Origin of the sequence: Hymenobacter tibetensis (genome assembly GCF_022827545.1) — a bacterium.
Classification (GTDB): domain Bacteria; phylum Bacteroidota; class Bacteroidia; order Cytophagales; family Hymenobacteraceae; genus Hymenobacter; species Hymenobacter tibetensis.
Map to the genome: position 1 here is coordinate 1271065 of NZ_CP094669.1, position 24077 is coordinate 1295141.

Annotated in this window: 12 protein-coding genes; all 12 read right to left on the reverse strand. The window is 60.8% G+C overall.

Annotated elements, in window-relative coordinates; all coding sequences use genetic code 11:
• Nucleotides 1–19 precede the first annotated feature (19 nt).
• Complete coding sequence (locus MTX78_RS05150; RefSeq protein ID WP_243800514.1) at nucleotides 20–2326, reverse strand: DUF5703 domain-containing protein; 2307 nt, start codon at nucleotides 2324–2326, stop codon at nucleotides 20–22.
• 116 nt (nucleotides 2327–2442) lie between these two features.
• The gene (locus MTX78_RS05155) at nucleotides 2443–3969 is read right to left on the reverse strand and encodes a sialate O-acetylesterase (protein ID WP_243802810.1); all 1527 of its coding nucleotides are present in this window, start codon (nucleotides 3967–3969) and stop codon (nucleotides 2443–2445) included.
• A 69-nt stretch (nucleotides 3970–4038) separates the two neighbouring features.
• Complete coding sequence (locus tag MTX78_RS05160) at nucleotides 4039–6084, reverse strand: aceric acid hydrolase (RefSeq protein ID WP_243800515.1); 2046 nt, start codon at nucleotides 6082–6084, stop codon at nucleotides 4039–4041.
• Between the two features lie 131 nt (nucleotides 6085–6215).
• Nucleotides 6216–9686: a glycosyl hydrolase gene (locus MTX78_RS05165; RefSeq protein ID WP_243800517.1), complete on the reverse strand. Its 3471-nt coding sequence runs from the start codon at nucleotides 9684–9686 to the stop codon at nucleotides 6216–6218.
• 148 nt (nucleotides 9687–9834) lie between these two features.
• Nucleotides 9835–11130: an L-fucose:H+ symporter permease gene (fucP, locus tag MTX78_RS05170; RefSeq protein WP_243800519.1), complete on the reverse strand. Its 1296-nt coding sequence runs from the start codon at nucleotides 11128–11130 to the stop codon at nucleotides 9835–9837.
• Nucleotides 11131–11279: 149 nt separating this feature from the next.
• Nucleotides 11280–11723 carry a MaoC/PaaZ C-terminal domain-containing protein gene (locus MTX78_RS05175; RefSeq protein ID WP_022822769.1) on the reverse strand — a complete coding sequence of 148 codons (444 nt, stop codon included), beginning with the start codon at nucleotides 11721–11723 and terminating at the stop codon, nucleotides 11280–11282.
• 147 nt (nucleotides 11724–11870) lie between these two features.
• Nucleotides 11871–12974, reverse strand: a complete 1104-nt coding sequence (locus MTX78_RS05180) for a Gfo/Idh/MocA family protein (RefSeq protein WP_243800521.1) — start codon at nucleotides 12972–12974, stop codon at nucleotides 11871–11873.
• The gene (locus tag MTX78_RS05185) at nucleotides 12967–14208 is read right to left on the reverse strand and encodes an ABC transporter substrate-binding protein (RefSeq protein ID WP_243800523.1); all 1242 of its coding nucleotides are present in this window, start codon (nucleotides 14206–14208) and stop codon (nucleotides 12967–12969) included. Before MTX78_RS05185 ends, MTX78_RS05180 begins: the two co-directional genes overlap by 8 nt.
• Nucleotides 14198–16576: a CaiB/BaiF CoA transferase family protein gene (locus MTX78_RS05190; RefSeq protein WP_243800524.1), complete on the reverse strand. Its 2379-nt coding sequence runs from the start codon at nucleotides 16574–16576 to the stop codon at nucleotides 14198–14200. The genes MTX78_RS05185 and MTX78_RS05190 overlap by 11 nt, the downstream gene beginning before the upstream one ends.
• A 165-nt stretch (nucleotides 16577–16741) precedes the next feature.
• Nucleotides 16742–17902 carry an ABC transporter substrate-binding protein gene (locus MTX78_RS05195; protein ID WP_243800526.1) on the reverse strand — a complete coding sequence of 387 codons (1161 nt, stop codon included), beginning with the start codon at nucleotides 17900–17902 and terminating at the stop codon, nucleotides 16742–16744.
• A 167-nt stretch (nucleotides 17903–18069) separates the two neighbouring features.
• The gene (locus tag MTX78_RS05200; RefSeq protein WP_243800528.1) at nucleotides 18070–21480 is read right to left on the reverse strand and encodes a glycoside hydrolase family 2 TIM barrel-domain containing protein; all 3411 of its coding nucleotides are present in this window, start codon (nucleotides 21478–21480) and stop codon (nucleotides 18070–18072) included.
• Between the two features lie 76 nt (nucleotides 21481–21556).
• Nucleotides 21557–23980, reverse strand: a complete 2424-nt coding sequence (gene galB / locus MTX78_RS05205; protein ID WP_243800530.1) for a beta-galactosidase GalB — start codon at nucleotides 23978–23980, stop codon at nucleotides 21557–21559.
• Between the last annotated feature and the right edge of the window lie 97 nt (nucleotides 23981–24077).

Sequence of the window (24077 nt, forward strand, 5' to 3'; positions counted from 1 at the left end):
AGAGCTTAATTGGCCTGTATCAATCCATCAGAATGTCTTTGCGCCTCGACTCCGGCGTGACGCTGATAATCTGGGCTTTACCGTCTTTTATTTCGGCCTCGATGGTGGTTTGATAGGGGGCGTGGAGCTTGAAATGCACGTCCCAGTCGCGGGGCCAGGCGGGGAGTAAGAAGATGCGGCGGCCGTCGGTTTGCAGCAGCATTTCTTGCAAGCCAATCATACCGGAGCCGCCCCAGTTGTGGTCAGGTGTCCAGTCGTAGCCCGGACCCCAGAAGGCAGGGAAACGGCGGCCAGAATCTTGCATTTTCTTCACCGTCAGTTCAGCGGCTTCATCGGTGAGGCCGAGGCGGGCGGCGAAGATGTTGTGCTGCTTCCAGCCCACGTGGCTGCGGAATTTCTGCACGTCGGGGTCGTAGTGGTAGGTGTTGACGGCCGTGGCTAGGTCGGGCTTGCCCAAGCCATAGATTCCCCAGGGAAACACGGGGTACAGCTGCGGGCTTTCGGTGTTATTGGCCCGTTCCCACAGTTTGGCCGGCGCCAGCAGCTTGTGGCCTTCGACCTCCCGTAGGCTGATTTCCGGAATACGGCCCAGCATGGCGGTCCACTGCTGGCGCTGCTCGGCGTTGCCGTAGGTGCTGGGCAAGGCCAGCAGGCGGGTTAGCACGGTGCGCAGGCCGGCAATGGTGGCAGTGGAATTGTAGGCCATCTTGTACGTCTCGGCTCCCGAGCCGGGGTAGAGGACGAGGTGGCCTTCGCCGTCGAGGGCTTTGGCGCCGCGCTGGCGGGCGAGGTATTGGTAGTGCTGGTCGAAGAAGGTGAGGCAGCTTTCGATGAAAAGTAGGTAGGGCGTGGCGTTCTGGCCGGCGTACTGCTCGGCGTCGAGCATCATCAAACAGAATTCCAGTACGGTGTCCCACTCGTATTCCAGCCACGCATTGTGCTCCAGTCCTTTGTCGAAGTCGGCGGGGCGTTTCCAGTTGTATTCGGCGGGGTTCGGTAGGCCGAAGTTTTCAAGCTGCTCGGTGAAGCAGGCGCCGGGGTGGTTCCAGTAGGTTTGGGTGCGTAGCTCGGCGTTGCGCAGGAGGCGCAGGTAGAAGTCGAACTGTGGCTTGAGTAGAGCCGCGTCGCCGCTTTTCAGCAGGGGCCAGTACACGAGGCGCTGGTTTTGGGCGGTGTGGGTGCCGCCACCCCAGTTGCGAAAGTCGGGCGTGAATTTGAGGGTGGAGTCGGTCAGGGCCGGGTCGTAGGTGAACAGGCCGCCATTGAACTTGGTGGGGTACTGCCCGAAAGCGTTGCAGCCCAGCATGTAGCGCATTAGCTGGTAGTTGCGGCCGGCCTGCCACTCGGGCGCGTTGGCGGCCGCTTTGCCGGGCTGAATGTGAATGAAGCTGCGGCCCCAGAACTCGCGCCACCAAGCCAAGGTGCGCGTGCGGTCCGCTTTCTGGTTCTGCCGGGCCGCCTTCTGAATCTGCTGTAGCTCCTGCTGCCACTGCGCCACCGTTGGGGCGACGGTCGTGTGCAACGCCAGCGTGAACGAATGGGAGCGGGCCGGTTGGCGGCTTTTCAGCGCCCAACCCCGGTAGGGCGTGCGCAGATACTGGCCGTCGGTGGTACCGGCCGGCACCATGTTCGGTCCTTGGAGTGCCCCACCGAAAATCAGATTCTGCAACGGGTTGTACAACTGCGTTTTCACTGTGGCTAAGCCTTGCTGCTGCACCGTTACATCGAAGACGGTTTGCGGGCGGTTTTGGTGAAAAAACTCCACGGTTTGGCCCCTAATGCTGATGCTGTCGTGTCGGGTTTTGACCTCGCCCTGGGGTGCCCATTTGTAGGAATTCTGGTTGTTTTCCTTGCCCTTTAGCACTCGGTCCTGAAAGCGCCAGCTTTCGTAGCTGGCTGTGGCCGTCAGCTTCTGGGTGCTGCTCACTTCCACATGCACCACCGGCCGGAATACATCCACCCAAATGTGCACCTGCGCCGACTGCTTGCCGGCCGTACCGGTTAATGTTACGTCGCCGGTTTGCAGGTTGAGTTGCTGCTTGAACGTCCCGCCTTTAAACGGGTTCGGACTCAGTCGCAACCGCACTCGGCCCAGTTTCAGCAGGCTGTTGTTTTCATCGAAAGTGCCGCTACGGGCCACGTAAAACAGCACGTCGTCGCCCTCACTCCACACGTTCAGCCCAATGTCGCCGCCCCCACAAGGCATCGATTCGCCGCTGTTTTTGCTCGAACTGGTCCAGGTGATGTTGTTGGTGGCTAGCTCAGGGCTTTGGGCAGTGGCAAGGAAGGGGAGGAGTGACAGGATTGTGCAGACGAGAGGCCTCACCCCCCGGCCCCCTCTCCGAAAAAGGAGAGGGGGAGCCTGACGCAAGAATCGTTGAACGCACCCCCTCTCCTTTTTCGGAGAGGGGGCCGGGGGGTGAGGAGCTCCGTTGACCATTCTCATTGTGCCCAATCGTCGGTGCGGAACGAGGATACGGGTAGGCCCTCGGTGCTGAACAGGGTGGCTCGCGTGAAGTCCTGGAAGGCATAGCGCACGGCTATGGGTGTTTTCACTGCGTCGGACGAGACGGTGATGCTGCTGCCGTTGATGGTGGCTTTGGCGGGGTAGAACTTCTGGTCGGCGCCGGCTACTTCGAAGCCGGTTAGCTCCTGGCCGAAGCTGGTCATGCCGTTGGGCGAGTTCTTGAAGCGGACGGCTACCGAATTGTCCTTCACCGTCATCGACTCGTAGGTTGGGCTCATGGCGCCGAAGCCTTTGCGCCCGTAGGTTTGGGCCAGGGCTAGCAAGGCCAAGCGGGTGCCGCCGGGCTCTTTGCGCATGGGGTGAATGGACGTTTCCTCGCCAATATCCAGCATGACGGCCATAGCGGTGTTGGGGACTTGGTCCTGCAACTTGCGTTGCGTATCCCGGATGAAAGCCGAGTTGTACTTGCCGCCTTTGTTGGTGGAGGTGCGGGTGTAGTCGAAGGGCGCAATCTGGGCGTAGTAGAATGGGAAGTCGCCCATGCCCCACTTCGTGCGCCACTGCTTCACCATGGCGGTAAACAGTTTGGCGTACTCGTCGGGCCGGTCGTAGTTGGATTCGCCCTGGTACCAGATGGCTCCTTTAATGCCGTAGCCTTCAATAGGGTGCAGCATGCCATTATACAGCGTGGTAGGGGTACGGCTGACTAACTTGATGGTGTCGCCTTTGGCTGGAATCTTCACCCCAGCAAACTGCCGCAGGTTCTCGGCATCCATCCACGCTTCGATGTAGGAACCGCTGTAGCTGCAGTGAATCAGGCCCACCGGTACCTGCAGTTGTTCCTGAAGCAGCCGCCCAAAATAGTAGCCGGTGGCGCTGAAATTGGATACGGCCTCCGGTTCAGCTAGGCGCCACGGCGAGGGTTTGCTGTTCTCCTGAGGCTCCGTCACTGAGGAGCGGGGCACGGTATAGAGGCGAAGCTGGTCGTTTTTCGAATGTAGTATAGCCTCGTTGGAACCCAGTATGGGTTGGCCCTTGAAGCCTTTCATAGGCATTTCCATGTTCGATTGGCCACCGCACAACCACACTTCTCCCACCAGCACGTTCTTCAGCTTAACGGGCGTACCGTCGCTGATAGTCAGCTCGTAAGGTCCGCCGGCCGTTGGAGTCTTCACCTTCAGCCGCCACTTGCCGGCCGCGTCCACTTTGGCGGTGTACTTCTGCTTGCTCCAGCTTGGTGTCACTGTTACGGTGTTGCCCGCCTTAGCCCAACCCCACACCGCGCATTCAGCCTGCTGCTGAAACACCATATTGTCGGTGAAAATGGAAGGCAGCTTGACTTCAGCCCGAAGTAGGAGTGGCGTAAGAAAGAGAAGTATCGTGCTGACGAGGGGCCTCACCCCCCGGCCCCCTCTCCGAAAAGGAGAGGAGGTGCCACGGCGGCACAGTGTAATTGCAACAAGTGGATTTTCTGCTTTCATCAAATCAGCTTCTTTAATCATCAAATAATCGTCAGGCTCCCCCTCTCCTTTTTGGAGAGGGGGCCGGGGGGTGAGGCCCCTCGTCAGAGCTTACCGGCTCACTGGTAGCCATACTTGCATGTCACCTAAGCCGCGGTTGCCCCAGGCGTAGTAGGGAACGAGCTTGAAGGGCACGGGCGTGGTTTGAGGTTTGGTGATGGGGTGGTAGAGCTTGCCTTTCCACGCCGAGTTGTCCACGAACTCGCCCTGGCCTTCCAGCCAGACGATATCGGAGCCGGCTACTGTTGTGTGGCGCGGGGTAAGGGTGGCGCTGGAGGGTATGAGCAAGCCGCTCAGCGGTTTGCCGGCGGGTAGGTCGGCGGCTTCGAGGCAGTACACCACGGGGCCACGCTTTACGGCTACTTGGTTGCGGTTTTCCTCTACCAGCGGGTTGGTTTCCACGAGCTGCGCGGGCATGGGCAGATTCAGCTCCACCTTGTCGCCGGCTTTCCAGCGGCGATTCACCTCGGCATACGTGCCCGGCTTGAGAGTCACCGATTCAGGCTTGCCGTTTACGAGCAGCGTGGCGCCTTCGCACCAGCCCGGCACCCGCAGAAACAGCGAAAACGGCTTCTTCGGGGCCTGACTTAGCGTCAGTTTCACGGCGCCGTCCCAGGGGTAGTTGGTTTCCTCGGTGAGCTTGACCGGGGAGCCATCCTTGAGCTTCGTGTTCAAGTTGTTGCCGCCATATAGGTTCAGCCACAAGCCCTTATCCGATACGCTGTAGAGGTAGTTGTTGACCTCCGAAATGGTGCGTACCACGTTGGGCGGGCAGCAGTTGGAGAGGCTGATATAGTCCACCCGCTCCTTCGACCACCGCTGCGAAAACGGCAGCGCCGCCGAGTACGCCAGCGGGTTGGTGTACAGAAACCTTTGCCCATCCAAGCTGATGCCCGACAACACGCTGTTGTAGAGGGCCGTTTCCAGCACGTCGGCGTACTTGGCGTCGGCGGTTACTTGCAGCATCCGCCAGTTCCAGAGCACGTTGCCGATATTGGCGCAGGTTTCGCCGTGGGCCGTGTGGTTGGGCAGCTGATAGTCGCGGCCGTAAGCCTGGTGGATTTTCTGCACCGTATCGGGCTTGTAGGCCGTGCCGTCCGGCGATACGCCGTCGTAGAGCGCGCCACAGGCCCCGGTTACATACATTTTGTGCTGGGTCACGTCGTCCCACATCCGGTCCAGGGTCGTGAGCAGGGTTTTGTCGCCGGTTTCGGCGTACACGTCGGCCGCGCCCGCAAAGAGGTAATTGGCCCGCACGGCGTGGCCGCCGGCTTTCTGCATCTGCCGAAACGGAATCCGGTCCTGGTTGTCGTCGGTGCCGATTTCGGCGGCCAAGCCCCGAATGTTGATCAGGCTTTGGGCCAGTTCCAGGTAGCGTGGGTCGCGGGTGGTGCGGTACATTTCCACCACGCCCATGTAATGCGAAGGGCAGATGGCATTGCGGGCCAACTCGGGCGAGGCCCTTTGGTAGAAGTTATAGAGGTAATCCGTTGACTTCTTAGCAAGGTCCAGCATAGAGGTCTTGCCGGTGGCGCGGTAGTGCACGCAGGCCGCCGTCATTAAGTGGCCCAGGTTGTAGGTTTCGAAGTTCAGCCGGTCCTTGAAGGCCGCCTTCAGCCCAGGATTGTTCAGCTCGGCGATGGTGCTGTGCGTGCTGATGTAGCCGTCGGACCGCTGCACTTTGGCAATTAGCGCAATGGCTTCGTCAAGCTGCTTATCGAGCTTGGGGTCGTGAGTGACGGCGTAGGAAGCGGCCAGGGCTTCCAGCAGCTTGAAAAAGTCACCGTCGTGAAAGGGTGGGCCTTTGTGCTCGCCTTTCTCCAAGCCGGCGGCAATTTCGAAGTTCTTGTACGCGTGGTTTCGGTCGGAGTGGTACAGTTCCCACATGGTCGGAATCATCGACTTCTGGCACACATCGAACCGCTCGGCCCAGAAGCCGGTGGTCCAGGTCGCGCTGCCCATGTCCACGCTGCTGAGCTTGGCGTGGGTGCTGGCGGAAGTGTTGGTCAGTGCCTTTTGCTGGGCCGCAGCCGGCTGGCCAACCGATGCGCCGAACAGCAGTCCCGCAGCAAGAAATTTATAGGTGGGAAAGGTCATGGTAGTGAGTAGATATGAACGTCATGCAGAGCACAGCGAAGCATCTCGCCTGCTGTTGCTAGAGTAGTAATCTTGAGTCAGCACGCGAGATGCTTCGCTGTGCTCTGCATGACGTTCTATTCTTGTAAAGGCTATTTTGAACGTGTTGATTCAGATGAAATGCCGATGGTCACTGGGCCTAGGAGGCCGGCGGGTAGCAGGGGTTTGGTGGCGGCGGGGGATGGGGCGGGCGTCCAGGTAGGGCGCTGGTCGGCGGGGAGGGCTTGGTCGCCGGTGAGGCGGTTGGCCCAGGTGTTGGTCACGAGGATGCGGAGCTGGTTGTCGCCTTTGCGCACGGCGTCGGTGATGTCGAGGCGGTAGGGAGCAGTCCAGGCGGTGCCGATGGGTTTGCCGTTGAGCTGGACCTCTGCTAGGTTGGCCACCTGGCCCAGTTCCAGCCATACGCGCTGCTGGGGGCGCTTCTTAGCTTTCCAGCGGAAGATGCGGGTGTACTCGGCGGTGCCGGAATAGTGGCGGATGGCGTCGTCGGAATGCTGGCTCCAGTCGGTGAGTTGGCTGAACGTGACGGGTTGGGCGGGGCCACGTTGCTTGGCATCGAAGCTGACTTGCCACGGCCCCGCTACGGTTTGCACCGGCTTTACCGTCGTCCAGTTGGAACCTGCTGAAACGGTAGTTTGCGCGGTTGGCTCCCGGAACACCACGAACACTGACCCGTTGCGGTCCAGATGCAGCGGCAGGCGCGTCCGGCCGTTTTCACCAAGCCAATTACGCGCTGGTTGCATTTCGCCGGTCACAGCATCCCAAAGCTCTGGTTGGCGCCCTGCCACCCGCAACGACAAGTCGATGGTGCGGGCGGAGTCGAGCTGGTTGGAAATGAAGTAGATGTCGAATCCCTCCCCGGCACGGTGCGTCCAGGCAACGCCGCGGGCTTGTTGGCCATTGGCAGTGTTAGCTACCACGTCGCGCGTCAATCCCAGCGCCTCAAACGAGGTAGCCATGTAGGGGCCTTGCACCACCCGGCCTTGTCCGAAAGACAGCGGCGCTACGGCAGCGGAAGCCGTGGGGCCATTCGTGGCGGGCAGCTGCGCCGTGAGTTGCTGAATGGCTTGGTCGGCGGCCGGGAAGTTGCGCAGCTCCGGCGAGTGGGTGGGGCGGCGGTTGAGTAGCACAGTGGCCCCAGCTTGCACCAGCTCCCGCAGGCGTTGGGCCACGGCCGGCGACATAGCGGTGCTGTCGGGGTTCATCTTCTGCGCACCCGGCACCACCAGCAAGCCGTAGCTGGCTCCGCCGGGCAGCACAATGCGGCCGTTTTCCACCTTCGCCAGACGCAGCAGCGCATCTTTGTTGAATGAGTCGTACTTGTAGCCGTGCAGCGGGTCCACTAACATATCGGCGGTTTCCATGTTGGCCGACGCCGACACTTTTTCCGGCTGCTCGCGCATGGGCAGGCCCACGTTGGCGAGGCGCTTTTGTTCCGCTTGCACGGCTTGCGGCCCAAAAATGCCCGGCAGGTCGGAGACCAGCTTGTTGGGCAGAATGGCGCGGCGCGGGGTTTCCTCGCCGGTGAAAACCGCCACGTCGGTTACGGGGTAGCCGAGTTGCAGTAGGGCTTGGCAGCGGCGGGCGTAGTCCACCCAGGCGCGGCCGGGCTTCCACCAGGTTTGGTCGCGCTGGAAGAACAGGCCGATGCCGCTCAGCGTCATGCCCGGCTTGCGGTCTAGCCAGGGGTTGTGCACGAATACGTGGTACACCATCCTATTGACGCACAGCGCGTAGTTGCGGTCCTGTAGGGCTTTCAGCATGCCGGGGTGCTCGTCCCAAGCCAGTTTTAGCTCCGTAAACGCCTCGGCCTGGACGATGTTCTTGCCGTAGATATGCGCGCCTGAAATGGCGTCGAGCATGTCGTTGGGCTTGTCGTGGGTGGGGCTGCGCAGCCAGAACTCGCCCATCGGCACGTCGGCGTGCTGGTAGTGCAGTAGGCCGTCACTCACCATCGTAGGGGCAATGGCCTCGGCCGAAAACGTGCAGCCTTTGGCGTGTGCTTGCTCTTTCAGGGTCACGTAGAACTTGTCGTTCACCAGCTCGGCAATGGTCTGGCGCACGTCAAACAGCACCCGCTCCGACACGTCGGCACTTTGCAGCGGCACCCCGGCCAGCACCGGCAGGTAGGGCAGCAAGTTGTAGCCGCGGCGCTGCTGGAACTCAGTGGCAAAGTTGGCGGACCAATTCTGGGAGCCGCACTCCCAGCTGTCCACATGAAACATCTTCAGTACCCGAGCCGCCAGCTCCGGCCCGCCCTGGCGGATGGCCTCGCCAAACCAGCTGTCGAATTGCAGCTTGACAGCCGTGGGGTTGAACTTGTCGCACTCCAAGCCTCGTGCGCCGCCACCGGTGGTATTGATTTGGCCCGTGGAGCCGTGCCCGACGCGCAGCACCGTCCAGTTGCCGGGCGGTACGGTCCACGTCAGGCGGCCGTTGGCGTCCATCTTGCCGGTCAGGTTGACGACCTTGTTGAGCGGCACACACAGCGAATCGGGCAGTTGCTGGGCGGTGGTGCGCGGGCTCACGCGCCACACTTCGCCGTTTTTGCCTTCATAGTGGTTGATGCGCGCCTCGCCCGACAACCGGATTTCCGTCACCTTCAACGACTGTTTCCACTTGGCCGCATCGAGGTCCTCAGCGCCCGGTTCCGAGCCGGCCGGGTCATACACAAACCGGAAAAACCGCGCCGTAGTGGCTGGAATGGCGTGCGTCACGGCGCTGCTGTCCTGCCAGCCGCTGCGGGGCGGCGTGAGTTGTAGAATGGGCCGGAAAGTGCGGCCGTCGGTGCTGGCTTCCACCCGTAGGCGGTTGGCCTGGTAGTTATAGCCCGTTGACCGGATGCGGATGGAGCGACAAGTAAACGGCTGGGCGTAGGCGTATTGAATCCAGCCCGGCTCACTGGTTCTGAAGCCTTCCTTGTTGCCTGGTACAGCTAGTAGTTCTGACTTGGTGCCTGCTATGCTACTCGTAACCTGTGGTTTAGCGGTAGTGGCCGTAGCGCCCACAGGAGTAGGGTAGGCGTACACCGCAATGTCGCGGTAGTAGTTCTGCACGGTGGTGGCTTTCGACAGCACCTGGCTGATGCGCCGGCCGCCCTGCACCTGGGTTTGGGTGTACACCACCTTCTGCATCGACAGCTCCGGCGTAATCCAGGGGCCGCCGGCCAGCGCAAACCCGTCGCTGACGTGCATGGCGAGTTTCAGGTTGAGACGGTCGGCTTCGGTCATGGCGTGCTTCACCATCTGCCACCAGCGCGGCGAAAGCTGCACGGCCGGCGGCGTAATAGCCGGTGGATTTTCCACGCCCTTGATGGGCATGAGGTAGGCGCCGCCGATGCCGGCCTCGCGCATGGCTTCCAGGTCGGCGGTGATGCCCTCGTTCGTTACGGCGGCGTTCATCCAATACCAGAACACCCACGGCTTGGCGGCCTCAGGCGGGTTCTGGAAGGCGGCTTGCAAGTCAACGGCTGGCGCTTGCTGGGCGCACACCGGAGCCAGCAATCCGCCGCAAAACGGCAACGCGAGCAGTAGGAGGGCCTTAGGAAGCAAGCGGGTTTTCATGTTGTTCTGGAGTGTGACCTCACCCCCCCGGCCCCCTCTCCTCGGGAGAGGGGGAGCCTGACGAGAATAAGGTGTGAGGGGTGGGATTATTCAGGATAAAAGCTGACAGCTAATAGCCAGCAGCTAACAGCTAACAGCTATAAGATAGCTACACCAACTTTCCTTTTATCCGGTAGCCGTACAGCCCAAACAGCAGCACGACCAAGTAGCAGACCAGCGGGATGAGGTAGCCAACCTGGATATTGTCGCCGCGCAGGTCGATGAGGGAACCCATCAGGTAGGGCATGATGGCGCCGCCTACAATCGACATCACCAGCCACGACGAGCCGGGTTTGGTGTCGTCGCCGAGGCCGGCAATGCCCAGGGCGAAGATGGTGGGGAACATGATGCTCATGAAGAAGCCAAGCCCGCCCAGCGCGTAGATGACGTAGGCACCGTCGCCGAACACCGCCACCGCGCACAAAGCCATAGCAATGATGGCGTAAATCGACAGGAGCCGCTGGGAGGCAATGTACTTCAGCAAGGCCGTGCCAATAAAGCGCCCCACCATGAACAGCAGTCCGTACAAGGCCAGATAATTGCCAGCCGTTATTTCATCGACGCCCGCGCCCTGCTTGGCCATCCGGATAAAAAAGCTGGTCACGCACACCTGCGCCCCCACATAGAAAAACTGAGCTACCACGGCCCAGGTCAGGTGCCGGTGCTTTAGTACGGCAAAGAAGCCGCCGCCCTCCGAGGGTTCGGCTTCGACGGCCTTCACTTCGGGCAGCTTGCTGAAAAAGAACAGCACCGCCACGGCCACCAGTACCCCGCCCAGTATCATGTACGGCAGCTTTACGGCAGCGGCTTCGTGGTTGAGGTAGGCCGTGCGCACCGCGTCGGTCATGGCGGCCAGCTGCTCCTTGCTGTACTCCTTGCCCGATAAAATCATCCGAGTGCCAATAAGTGGCGCCACGAATACGGCCAGCCCGTTGAACGAAGCGGCCAGGTTCAGCCGGCTCGTTGAGGATTCGGGCGGGCCGAGGACGGCGGCGTAGGGGTTGGCAGCCGTTTCCAGTGTAGTCAGGCCGCAGCCGATGATGAACAACGCGGTCAGGAACAAACCGTAGGAACGAGCATCGGCGGCGGGCACGAACAGGAAGGCCCCGCCCGCAAAGGCCAGCAAGCCCAGAATGATGGTTGCCTTGTAGCCCAGCCGCTTCAGCAAGATTCCGGCCGGAATGGCCATCAGGAAATAGGCCAGAAACACGGCCGTATCTACCAGCGTTGATTGACGGTTGTTGAGCTGGCAGGCTTTCTGGAGGTGCGGAATCAGGATGGAATCCAGGCTATGCGCCATGCCCCACAGAAAGAACACGCCCACCACCAATATGAACGGAAACAGGTAATTCCGGTTCTGGTCGGTGGCGACGGCAACGGGGGCAGCAGTGGTGGGTAGGGCCATGGGCGAGATAGGTAGGATTCGTTAGGTAAGTGAATTTTGGGCGTCATTCCGAGCTTGCCGAGGAATCTCGCGTGCTGACGTTGTAGTTAGTAATCTAGCACCAGCACGCGAAATTCTTCGACCAACTCAGAATGACGTTCTGGATAGTTCTAAGCTCGCAGCTTCACCACCAGCAGATGGTCGCAGGCCAGCACCACTTCGCCGTGCTCGTTGATGACTTCCACGTGTTCGGTCACGGTGCCATAGCCGGGCTTCTTGCCTTCCTCTTTGTTGGAAATCGTGACTTCCGAATGGATGGTGTTGCCGATGAACACGGGCTTCACGAACCGCAGCCGGTCGTAGCCCTTGGAAAACGCCTCGGGGTTGATTTCGGAAGCCGTGAGGCCGATACCGATGCTGAAAATCATGGTGCCGTGCGCAATGCGCTGGCCGAAGGGCTGGGTTTTGCACCACTCGGCATCCAAGTGGTGAGGGAAAAAGTCGCCGGTGTGCCCGGCGTGTACCACGAAGTCCGTCTCAGTGATGGTGCGGCCAAGGGTCACGCGCTTCTCGCCAAGGGTGTAGTCTTCGAAGAAGGTGGATTTGAAGTACATGGATTGGTTGTTGATTGCTTGTTGCTGATTGTTACCCAGGATAGGCCGTCATTCCGAGCTAGCGAGGAATCTCGCGTGCTGAGGTTGTGGTGGTCATCCTGAGTCAGCACGCGAGATGCGTCGCGGCGCTCTGCATGACGGTCTAGTTTAGAGCGTTACATTCTCGCGTGTGCTACCAACCTGTACCCCACCGGTGTCGCTGGAGGTGTAGGCGGCTTCCACTACGGCCATGGTTTTTATCACGTCTTCCACGCTGGTAGGCAGGGTGTCGATTTCGCCGTTTTTGTACTGCATCAGGGTACCCATCGTGCCCATGAAAGCGTCTGGAAACCAGGAGCCTTCCAGGTCCGCGGTGTGCCAGGTGGGTTGTTCCCCGTCGCGTAGCAGGCAGTATTCAAACTTATCAGGGACGCCGTGGGGGTAGTTCATCAGGAGGCCCATGCGGGCTTTGATGGCGCCTTTCGTGCCTTCCCACTTGATGAAGCTCTCCTGGTTTTCGGGGCCGAAGGAGTGGTCGTGGTTGGTGTTGATGACGGCGTGCATCGTGTCGCCGTAGTCGAAGAGGATGGTGGAGCGCGACGACGACAGCGCCTTGGCCGGGTGCTTCAGGGTTTTGGCCAGTACGCTTTTTGGGTCGCCGAGGAAGCTGCGAATCAGGTCGATGTAGTGGATGCTGTGGTACTGGATTTCCAGGCGCGGGTGCACCATCACGTGCGGAAACAGCTCCCACGGCGTTTCCAGCGTCACGCGCACTTCCATGTCGTACAGCTCGCCAATGAGGCCCTGCCCAATCATTTCGCGGGCGGCACTTACGTAGGGCGCAAACCGCAGCTGGCAATTGATGGCGGCCATCAGGTTTTTGCGGCGGCACACCTCCAGTATCTCCTGGCTCTGCCAGAAATAGTCACCCATCGGCTTCTGAATCAGCACCCCGCAGCCATCAGGCAACTGGTTGAGCGTTTCCACAAACTGCTCGGGCATGATGGTGATGTCGTAGACGGCGTTGGCAGGCGCGTGGGCCACGGCCTCGGCCACCGAGTCGTAGACGTGCGGAATGCCCCAGGCCGCGGCCAGCTTCTCGGCGCGGGCGCGAGTACGGTTGGTGATGCCCACCACCTCGAAACCCGCCTTGCGGTAGGCCGGCAAGTGCGCATCGCCCACAATGCCGCCCGCGCCCACGATGACGATGGGCAACGGCTGCTGGGGCAGCACCGGCAGGTAGGGAATCGGCGTGTCCTGTATCTTAAACATGGTCGAGTAGGTTGAGTTGGCGTTGGCCCTCGGCAAGCAGCTCCGCCACGGGCGTGTTGGAATTGATAGCCTGCAATACCACCTCATCAATAATGGCGGCAATGGCGGCCCAATTCGCTCTCTGCGGCAAGCTGTTAGCTTGTTGATGCAGCATTTCCAGCTTGTGGTAGTAAGGCACCAAGGCATTGATTTCCGCATCGTGCCACGTGGAAATGCGGCAGCCGATACCGCCTTCCAGTGTCAGGAGCTTGTCGTTGGGCGCGCTGACGGCGAAGCGGATAAAATCGTAGGCAACGTCTTTGTGGCGGCTGCCTGCGCCAATGGCGTACAGCCAGTACACATTCAGGGAAGTGGACTGCCCGCCCGCGCCCCGCGGAATGCTGGTGATATCCACCTTGCCTTTGACGGCGGAAGTTTCGTCCACCTCACACACCGCGGCAAAGCCAAACCAGTTGATAGTCATGGCCGCCTCGCCCCGCGCAAACGCCTGCCCCGCCGCCACCGATTCGTAGCTCCCCGACTCGGGGTGTACGGCCGTGGTATCGTTGAGCAGTGCGCGGTAGTAGGTCAGGCCGTCGAGGGCTGCTTGGGAGTTGATGGTCACGCGGCCCGCTTCATCCACAAGTTGGCCGCCGCGGGTCCAGAGGTGCAAACAGAAGTCGAACACCGTGTTGTGCCCATCGGGGTAGCAGGCCGCCACGAGGCCGTATAGGTTGTCAGCGGGCCGGTGGAAGAACTGTGCAACGGTCTGCAACTCTTCCCACGTTTCGGGCACCTGCAACGGGCGGCCGTGTTGCTGCTGGAAGGCGGCTTGCTCGTGTGGGCTGTCGAAGAGGTCTTTGCGGTAAATCAGGCACTCGGGGCCGTCATGAAACGGCAGCCCCACCACCGCGTCGCCGTACTGCTGCATGGTGCGCAGCGAGGCGCTCCAGCCGTGCGGGAAATCAGCCGGCGGATTTTCGTTGATGTACGGGGTCAAGTTTTCGAGCGCGCCGCTGCTGTGTGCTTCCAGCAGCCAGTCGGTGTTGATGTGGGCCACGTCCCAGTTGCCGCGTAGCAACCCCTTGTCGGTCAGTAAGCTGTGGTGCAGTTCGTGCAAATCCATCGGCACCATTTCCACGGCTAGTTGGCAGCCGGAGTACCGGCAGTAGCTGGTCCATAGCTTCGCCAGGGCACTTTCGAAGGGGCCGAACTTGCGGACCGCAATGCGGAAAGTGGACGTATCAGACGCCATAGCGGAATGCAGTTAGGTTGGCTATTTCCTGAAGGATGGCTTCATTGTCTTGCCCTAGTTTGGGTGAGCCTTTCGAAGAGGTCAGCAGCTGGCCATCGAGGCGGATGGGGCAGCGGGTGGTCTGGTACTGGTAGCCGTCCACCATGCGCACGTCCTGCACCATGTCGAGGGCTTTGAAGCCTTCGTGGGCCATCAACTTGTCCCAGCTCAGCACGTTGGCGCACCAGATGTCGGCGGGTTCCAGGATGGCTAGCCAGGCTTCGGTGGTGTCGGTTTGCAGGTGTTGCGCCAGCGTGGCCTTGATTTCGTCGCGCTGGGCGAAGGCCTGTGCCGGCTCGGGGTAGGCCAGTAGGGCATCACACCCCAGCAGCTTGCTCAGCACCGGAATCGAGCCCATAGCCAATGCCAGGTAGCCGTTTTGGGTCTGGTAGATGCCGTAGGGCGCGCCGAGGTAAGCGTGGGCGTTGTTGTGCTGGGTGCGCTGGGGCAGTTGGCCGCCGTCGTTGAAGAAGGTGGTGATGATTTCGAACTGGAAATCAAACGCCGATTCCAGCATGCTCACCTGCACCAGCCCGCCTTCACCGCTGCTACTGCGCCGTACCAAACAGGCCAACAGACCCTGCGCCAGATGTGCGCCGGCTAGCATGTCCACAATGGATAAGCCCATCGGGACCGGGCCGCTGTCGGCATTGCCGCTCAGCCACGTCAGGCCCGAAACGGATTGCAGCAGCAGGTCCTGGCCGGGCTTGTCGCGCCAGGGGCCTTCGGAGCCGTAGCCGGATATTTCGCCGTATACCACGTTGGGGTTCAGGGCTTTCACGCTGGCGTAGTCGAAGCCAAGGCGCTCCATCACGCCGGGGCGGTAGTTGTGCATCACCACGTTGGCCTGCCGTACCAACTCGCGCACCTGCTCCCGGTCTAGCTCGTTTTTGAGGTCGGCGGTGAAGCTTTCCTTGTTGCGGTTGATGGCATGGAACACCGACGATTCCCCGTTCATAATGACGTTCGAGGTGTACAGGTGCCGGCAGATGTCGCCGGTTTCGGGCCGCTCAATCTTGATAACCCGCGCCCCTAAGTCGGCCAGCCGTAAAGCGGCGGAAGGACCGGAGAGGAACTGGCTGAAATCAACGACCAAGTAGCCTTCCAAGGGCTTATACTGACTTGGAACATTGGGAGCAGACTCGGGGAGAAAAGTAGAAGCAGACGCTAATACCTGCGAATCCAATTGGAACTCCTGCTGGATAGTCTCGGTGTGCTGGCCGGGGCGTGGGGCGGCTTTGGTAGAGTACAGCTTCTCACCATCGATGCGGATGGGGCAGCGGGTGGTGGGTAGCTGCTGGCCGGTGGGTAGCTCCACGAGTTGCTGCATGCCGAGGGCCTGGTAGCCGGGGCTGGTAGCGGCCTGCTGGTAGTTGAGCACTTCGGCGCACCAAATGCCCTGTGGTTCCAATTCCGTCAGCCAAGTTGCCGTGGGCTTCTCGCGCAAGGCGGTGGCGAGGCGTTCGGCAATATCGTCGCGGCCTTCAAACCAGGAGCTAGCGGTAGGGTAGTCGGTCAGGATACCACAATGCAGGGTGGCGTCGAGCTTGTCGAGGTTGCCCATGGCCAGCGCCAAGTAGCTGTCCTGAGTTTGGTAGACGCCGTAGGGGGCGCTTAGGTAGGCGTGGGCAGTGCCGCGAGCGGTGCTGCGTTGGGGCAGTTGGCCGCCGTCGTTGAAGTGAGTGGTGAGCAGCTCGAACTGCATATCGAGCACCGATTCCAGCAAGCTGACTTCTACCAGCACGCTCTGCTTGGTTTCGTTGCGCTTGAGCAGCGCCGCCAGAATGCCCTGCGTGAAATGGGAGCCGCAGATGATGTCGGCTACGGCAATGCCGAAGGGCGTGGGGCCAGCGTCGCGGGTTCCGGAGAGGTAGGTCAAGCCCGAGAGAGACTGGATGAGCAGGTCTTGGCCCGGCTTGGCGGCCCAGGGGCCGGTGGGGCCGTAGCCGGTCACCACGCCGTATATGATGCGTGGGTTCAGGGCGCGCACCGCGTCGTAGTCCAACCCGATTTTCTCCATGATGCCCGGCCGGAAGTTGTGGGTCATGATGTCGGCCTGGGCTAGGAGTTGCTTCACGCAAGCCAGGTCATCCGGGTTTTTGAGGTCGGCGGCGTAAGATTCCTTGTTGCGGTTGATGGTGTGGAACACCAGGCTGCTGCCGTCGATGAACAGGTTCTTGATGGCAATCTGCCGGCCCGCTTCACCCGAGCCCGGTCGCTCAATCTTGATGACGCGCGCCCCCAAATCGGCCAGCCGCAAGCCCGCCGACGGCCCAGCCAAAAACTGACAAAACTCGATTACTAAAAGACCTTCTAAGGGGAGGGGCATGGGTGTTGGGTTTTGTTCTGGTGGGGGCGCCTCACCCCCTAGCCCCCTCTCCGAAAAGGAGAGGGGAGACTAGTACTAGTTTTTAGTTTTCGTCTTATGGTCTAGAGCTAAGCTAGTTCCCCTCTCCTTTTCGGAGAGGGGCTAGGGGTGAGGCCCCCGTTAGGCTTATACCATTGCTCTGGACCTCACATACAGCTCGTTCAGCTCCTGCAATAAAGCTTTTTCATCACCGCCATTCATCAGGTACTGGCGTACTGGCTCACCGGCGTGGTCCTGGAAAAACATGTGGCCGTGGTAGCGGGGGCGCAAGAAAGCACGCTGCAAGGCGGGAAGGGTAGCCGCAAAGTAGTTGCTGCTCTGCTGATTGACGTGCTCGTCCTGCCAGGCGGCGAGGTGGCCGGGCTGGCCGCCGTTGTCGAAATACAGGGTCTGCTGGCAGGCGGGCGAGGCCACGAATTCGGCGTAGCGCACGGCGGTTTCCACCTGGGCGCACTTAGCAGAAATAGCTAAGCCGGTGCCGCCAAGCGTGCTGCGCAGGCGCGTGCCGCCGGGCGTGAGGGCCACCATGTCGTGGAAGTGCAGCAGGCGGCGGGCGTAGCCGCGGCGGGCGTAGTTGGAGTAGCCGTATGCAAAGGGGCAGTAGGCCAGCGTGTCGGTTTGGGTCATGGCCTCATACACCTGAATAGGGTTGCGGTGGAAGCAGGCCGGGTCCACTTTGCTGGCGAGCTGGCGGAACAGTTGCAGCGCCTGCACGCCTACGGCTTCGCTCACTACCTCGTTTTCGCGCTGGCACGGGTCTTCGCCCAGCGAGCAGCAGAACATGTAGAAGCTCATCAGCGTGTCGATGGGGATGAGCGAGAAGGCCACCAAACCCCGGTCGGCCAGCGCCAACAGGTCGTCGAAGGTTTCGGGGAGTGCCAGGCCGTGTTGCGCCAGCAGGTCGGGGCGGCTGGCGGCTACGGGTGTGGCCGCATCAATGGGTAGGGCCCACTGGTGGCCGCTGAAGCTGTAGCTCTCGAAGGAATGTCCCACGGTATTGGCCTGCTGGTCGGCCAGGAAATCGGCCGGTAAATGCTCGTCCAGCGGCAAAATGGAGCCAGTACGGGCCGCGAAACCAGCCCACGGATGGTCAATCACCAGCAAGTCGAACCGTTCCGCCAGCTGCTGAATCGACTCGTCGGCAAACTGCTGCAACGAGCGTTTCTCCCAGCTGATGGTCACGTGCGGGTTCAGCTCCGAAAAGCGTTGCGCAGTGGCTGTCATCGGCACGTAGCCCCGGCTGTGGTTCCAGGTAATTCCTTTTAAGTGAATGGGTTCGGTTGACATTGATCGTGAACTTCTATTTAGAACGTGTCATGCAGAGGCGCACTCGTGGGACCTCACCCCCGGCCCCTCTCCTCAGGGAGAGGGGTGCCAGACGACATTCGAATGATTCGTTAGAACGTACCCCTCTCCCCGAGGAGAGGGGCCGGGGGTGAGGTCTGACGTTCCGGTTATTGAGCATTGCGTTTCGATTGACTGTTAAATCGAATGTTTCGGGCCAGCGTTGAAGCGTCTTTCTTGCCGACGGTGGGCAGCAGATAGAAGCTGTAGCTGTAGGGTTTGGCGGGTAGCTGGTACTTGTCGATGGGGGCGGCTTGGGCATCCCAGCTGGTGTTGCCGCCGACGCCCATTTGCGCTAGGTCGATGTTGAGGGTGATGAAACCGGCGTCCTGGAGTTTGTTGGTATGGCGGGCTTTCTGGATGTTCTGCTCAGTGTGGGGCCAGGCGCTCATACTGAGCAGGCTGTCGGCCACTACCAGCAGACCGGTGTTTTGCTTGTCGGCGAGGTGCATCCAGCGCACGTCGGTGCGGTTGGCGTACTCCATGGGCACCACGTAGGAGTCGGCAAACTCGCTGAGCGGCTGGCTGTAGATGCCCGCATCAAAGCCGTAGCGCCGGTCGATGTAGTTTTCCATGGGCCCGCGGCCGTAGAAGCTGATGTTGTTATAGGCACGCTTAATGCCGACCTGCATGCCCACTCGCGGAATGTTAGGCAGACCGGCGGCGGGCGTCAAAGCATAGTCCACCTTCAAAGTGCCGTCGCCGTTCAGGGTGTAGTTCACGCGCATCGTGGTTTTGCCGTCGATGAGCGAGTAGGTGCTGGTGAGGCTGGGCTGGCTGGGGTTCGACTTGTCGAGGGTCAGGTTTTGCAGCTTGGGTTCCGTTGCAAACCACTCCTTCAGCTTCTTGTCGGCCTTCCAGCCGCGCCGGTCGTTGTCGGTGAGGGGGCGGGTGAAGTGCGGCAGGAGCGGAGTGGCTAGCTGCTCGGTGCCGTGGTGGCGGTAGGAAGTCAGCGCGCCGGTGGTCTTGTCAATGGTCACTTGGAAGTCCTTGCCGCTTAGGGTGTAGGCAGCGGCTTCGTCGCGCACCGCTACGGCCGGATGCTTGGTGGTTTTGGTTTGCGGCTGGGCCAAGCCACTCAGGGCGAATTGGTTGCTGGCTACCTCGTGGCCTTTCGGAGCCCAGTTGGTGGCCTCGGGCAGCGTGAAGGAAATGGTGGCCAGATACTCGGCGCCCGCCTTCATCTTCGGCAGGTAGGACTTGAGGTTGAGTACCGTGTCGCGGCCAGCGGCCAGCCGTAACCGGGGCAATTGCTTGGTGCTTACCACCCGGCCATCTTCGCGCACCACCAGCGCCGCCGCGTAGTCAACTGCTGACTTCATGGCGTGCCGGTTCTCGACTTTCATCAGGCTCTTGCCGGCATCGGTCAGCGTGCATTCCAGCGGCTGATACACCCGCTTGCACTCGTAAATGGCCGCGTGGGGCTTGCCGTCGGAAGCCACGATGCCCTTGATGGTGAAGTCGTCATAGTACTTCTCCTGAAAGTCGCCGCCGTAAGCGTAGAAGGCCGTGCCAGCGGAGTCGCGCTTCTGCAAGCCCTGGTCTTTAAACTCCCAGATGCAGCCGCCAATCACGCGTTTGGTGGCGCGCCAGCCGTCCCAGAATTCCTTCATGTTGCCGGTGGCGTTGCCCATGGAGTGGGCGTATTCGCAGAAGAAAATAGGCCGATTGTCGCCGTTTTGCTGGTTGGCCAGCAGCTCGCCGGTAAACAAGCCGGGGTACATGCGGCTCACCATGTCCACGTAGGCCTGGTCGCGGGGCGTTTGGATGCGGTAGGCGTGGTTTTTGGGGTAGGCAGGGTCGTTGGGGTCGATGTAGCCTTCCACGTGCGGGTCGCCCATGGCGGGCTCGTAGTGGATGGGCCGGGTGATGTCGAAATCGTGCAGCCAGGCCGCCATAGCCGCATGGTTGGGCCCGCGCCCCGACTCATTGCCGAGGCTCCAAAAGATAATGCTCGGGTGGTTTTTGTCGCGCAAGGCCATGCGCATGCTGCGCTCCTGATAGGCGGTAGTCCAGGCCGGGTCGTTGCTGAGTTTGGAGCCCAGGCCGTGGGTTTCCAGGTTAGCTTCGTCGATTACCAGTATGCCGTACTCGTCGCAGAGGTCGTAGAAATACGGGTCGTTGGGGTAGTGGCTGGTGCGGATGCAGTTGAAATTGAACTGCTTAAGCGTGCGCACATCTTCCCGAATATCCTCCCGCGACACAGCCATGCCCTTGGTGGGGTGGTGGTCGTGGCGGTTGACGCCGTAGAGGTAGGTTTGTTTGCCGTTGATGAGCAGCTTGCCGTTGTCCTTGGAAAACTCGATGCTGCGGAAGCCCACTTTGCAGCTTTTGGCTTCCAGTACCGCGCCGGTTTTGTCGGTGAGCGTGAGCACCAGCGTGTAGAGGTTGGGCGCTTCGTCGCTCCACTTCAGCGGGTTGCGCACGGTGGTTTCCAACAGCCCGAACTTGGCGTTGTCGAGGCGCGGGTAGGGCTCGTTGATGATGCTCTCAGCGGTGCGCTGCAAGGGCTGGCCTAGCACTGCTTTGCCCGTTTTGTCGTAGAGTTGGGCCGATACTTGGTAGCCGCTTAGGTCGTTGTTGCCGGTCAGGTTTTCCAGGCGCGGACGAATGCTCAGCACCGCGTCTTTGTACTGCTTGTCGAGTTTGGCCTGCCAATGGAAATCGGCGAGCCGGAACTTCGGCTCGGCCAACAGCAGCACCTCGCGGTAGATGCCGCTGAGCCGCCAGTGGTCTTGGTCTTCCAGATACGAGCCATCCGACCAACGGATTACTTGCACCGATACCACGTTTTCGCCGGCTTGCAAATAAGGCGTCACGTTGAATTCCGAGGGTAGGCAACTGTCTTCGCCGTAGCCCAGAAACTTGCCGTTCACCCACACCTTGAACGCCGAGCTAACGCCGCCAAAGTGCAGCGTCACGTTCTGATTTTGCCAACCCGCAGGCACCGTGAACGTGCGCTGGTAGGAGCCCACGCCGTTGTAGTCCTGCGGCACGAAGGGCGGATTCACAGGCCGGAAGGGGTACTTGGCGCTCTTGTAAATCGGCAAATCGTAGCCGTTCATTTCCCAGTTGGTGGGCACTGCCAGCTGTTTCCAGCCACTCACGCGGCTTTTGTAGAAGTCCTTGGGTGCATCAGCAGGCTTACTGGCGAAGTTGAAATCCCAGTTGCCGTTCAGGTTCAGCAGGCGCGGCGTCTTGGTCCGGTCGCCGAGCAGGGCGTCTTTTTCGGTGGGGAAGGAGTAGGCCGTAGCCCGCGTCCGGTCCCGGTTCAGCTCCGTGATTTGCGGAATTTCCCAGGCGTCGCCTTCAGGTCCCGAGTAGATTTTAGGCGGGTTGGAAACGCCCGGAAAGAAGTACACGCTGGCTTCCTGGGCGCTGGCTGCGAAGGATAGTAGGAATAGGAAAGTGGCCCAGACGAGGGGCCTCACCCCCCGTCCCCCTCTCCGAAAAGGAGAGGGGGAGCCGAGTCGGCGTGGGTTTGGGTAGGCGGTAAGATTATGTAAGAAGGAGTCAGTCATTGTGTCTTCGATTACTTCTTTATTCGTCAGGCTCCCCCTCTCCTTTTTCGGAGAGGGGGACGGGGGGTGAGGCGCATTACCGGCTCGTTAAGGTTACCGTTGCAGGCGCAAGGCCGTCGGCGGTGGCTTGGATGGTGATGGTGCCGCCTTTTTCGGTTGTCTGGATGATGGCCAGGCACATGCCGTTGTAGGCCTTGCGCGAGTCGGCTTTGAAAGGCTCTAGGCTGGCTTGGTAGCCGTTGTCCACGCCCGCCACGAAGCCGGGGCCGCTGACGGTGAACTTCACGAGGTTGGCAGCGTCGGGCACCAGGTTGCCGGCGGCATCCAGCACCCGCACCGTCAGAAATGACAGGTCTTTGCCGTCGGCTTGCAGCTTGCTCCGGTCGGCGGTTAGCTCGATTTTGGCGGCTGGGCCTGCGGATTTGATGGTGCGCGTCAGGACGGTTTGGCCGGCTTTGCGCGATACGGCTTTGAGCGTGCCGGGGGCGTAGGGCACGCGCCAGAATACGTGCAGGTCGTTGGGGGCTTTCTTTTTGGTGCCGAGCGACTTACTGTTCAGGAACAGTTCCACCTCATCGGCTTGATTGTAGTAGGCCCACACGTCCACGGGTTGGCTGGGCTGCCAGTTCCAATGCGGCAGCAGGTGCAGCACGGGCTGGGTGGTCCACTCGCTCTGGTACAGATAATAAGCGTCTTTGGGGAAGCCAGCCAGGTCGATGACACCAAAATAGGAGCTGTGCGCCGGCCAAGGGTAGGGCAGCGGCTCGCCGAGGTAGTCGAAGCCGCTCCACACGAAGGTGCCGGTTAGGTACGGGTTCTGCTTGAGGGCGCCCCAGGCCGCCTCGTGGGTGGCGCCCCAGTAGGGCCGGGCGTTGTCGTAGCTGGAAGCCGTGAAGTCGGGGTTGCCGGTGGTGAACTTGGTTTTGCCGTCCAGGGGCCAGATGCGGACACTGTCCGACGGCATATCGTAGTGGCCGCGGGTTTCGAAGGCCGCAGCGGTTTCGGTGGCCAGGAAAATCTGGCCGGGGAAGCGCTGGGGTAGCTTGGGATATTCCGCGTGCTTGTAGTTGAAGCTCAGCACATCAAGCACGCCGGCCTGACTGATGAAGTTCTTGTCGGGCTCCTGCTCCGTGAGGGCCGACGTGACGGGGCGGGTAGAATCGAGGCGCTTCACGGTGGCGGTCAGTTCCTTGGCGAGGCGCGTGCCAGTGCTGTCGAACTGCTCTCGAATTTCGTTGCCGATGCTCCACATGAATACGCTCGGGTGGTTCCGGTCGCGCCGCACTAGGTCCTCCAGGTCGCGCCGGTGCCACTTTGGGAAGTCGAGGTGGTAGTCTTTGCCGTTCTTCTTTTTCTGCCACATGTCGAAGGCCTCGTCCATGACCAGAAAGCCCATCCGGTCGCACAAGTCGAGCAGCTCGGGCGCGGGTGGGTTGTGCGACATCCGAATGGCGTTGCAGCCCATAGCTCGCAGGATTTCCAACTGCCGCTCGGCGGCCCGCACGTTGAAGGCCGCTCCCAACGCCCCCAAATCGTGGTGCTGATTGACGCCCTGAATGCGCAGCACTTGGCCATTCAGCAGGAAACCTTGCGGCCCAAACACAGCCGTACGCACGCCCAGCGGCGTTTCATAGGAATCCACAGCCTTCTTGCCGCGCAGTACGGTGGTCTGCACCCGGTACAGGTAGGGCCGCGCGGTTGACCACAACTGCGGGTTGCTGAGGCTGATGGACTGCGCCACGCGGGTTGTAGAATCTGTCAGGCTGATGTTTTTGGTGAGTTGCCGGGCCACTTCCTTGCCCTGCGCATCCAGCACCACCGTTTGCAGATTCACTGGTGCTTGCCCGCCCGCCGTGTTAAGGATCTGGGTTTGCATGGCTACCGTGGCGGTTGCGGCGCTGATTTGCGGCGTCGTCACGAAAGTGCCCCAGTGGTCTACGGCTACGGCGTTGGTGGTGACCAGCCGCACGTTGCGGTAGATGCCCGAACCGGAGTACCAGCGCGAGTTCGGCTGGGCCGAGTTATCGACCCGCACGGCCAGCACGTTGGGCTGGCCTGCGGGGCGCAGGTGAGGCGTAAGGTCGTAGCGGAGAGAAATGTAGCCGTTGGGGCGGTGCCCCAGGTGGTGGCCGTTCACCCACACGTCGCTGTGCTGGTACACGCCATCAAACTCGATGTAGACACGCTTATCCTTGGTAGCGGGCAGTGTGAACGTTTTGCGGTACCAGCCGATGCCGGTAGGTAGGCCGCCGCCCTCGGGTTTGGCGGGGTTTTTCTCGTCGAATTTGCCTTCAATGCTCCAATCGTGCGGCAAGGTTAACTGCCGCCAGCTGGCATCGTTGAAAGCTGTTTCTTTGGCCTGCGCCTCGTCGCCGAGAAAGAATTTCCAGCCCTTGTTGAACTCCGCTACTACCCGCCCGGCTGGCCGCGGCTTGGCGTCGGCAGCTTGCCGGGTACCGAGCAATAACAGCAGCAGAAGGAAGGGGAGAAGACGGGGCATAGGGTGTGCTATTTATATCAATCAGAAAATTCGCGTGTCATGCAGAGGCGGAGCCGAAGCATCTCGCGTGTTGATGCTGGATTACTAATTCAACGAT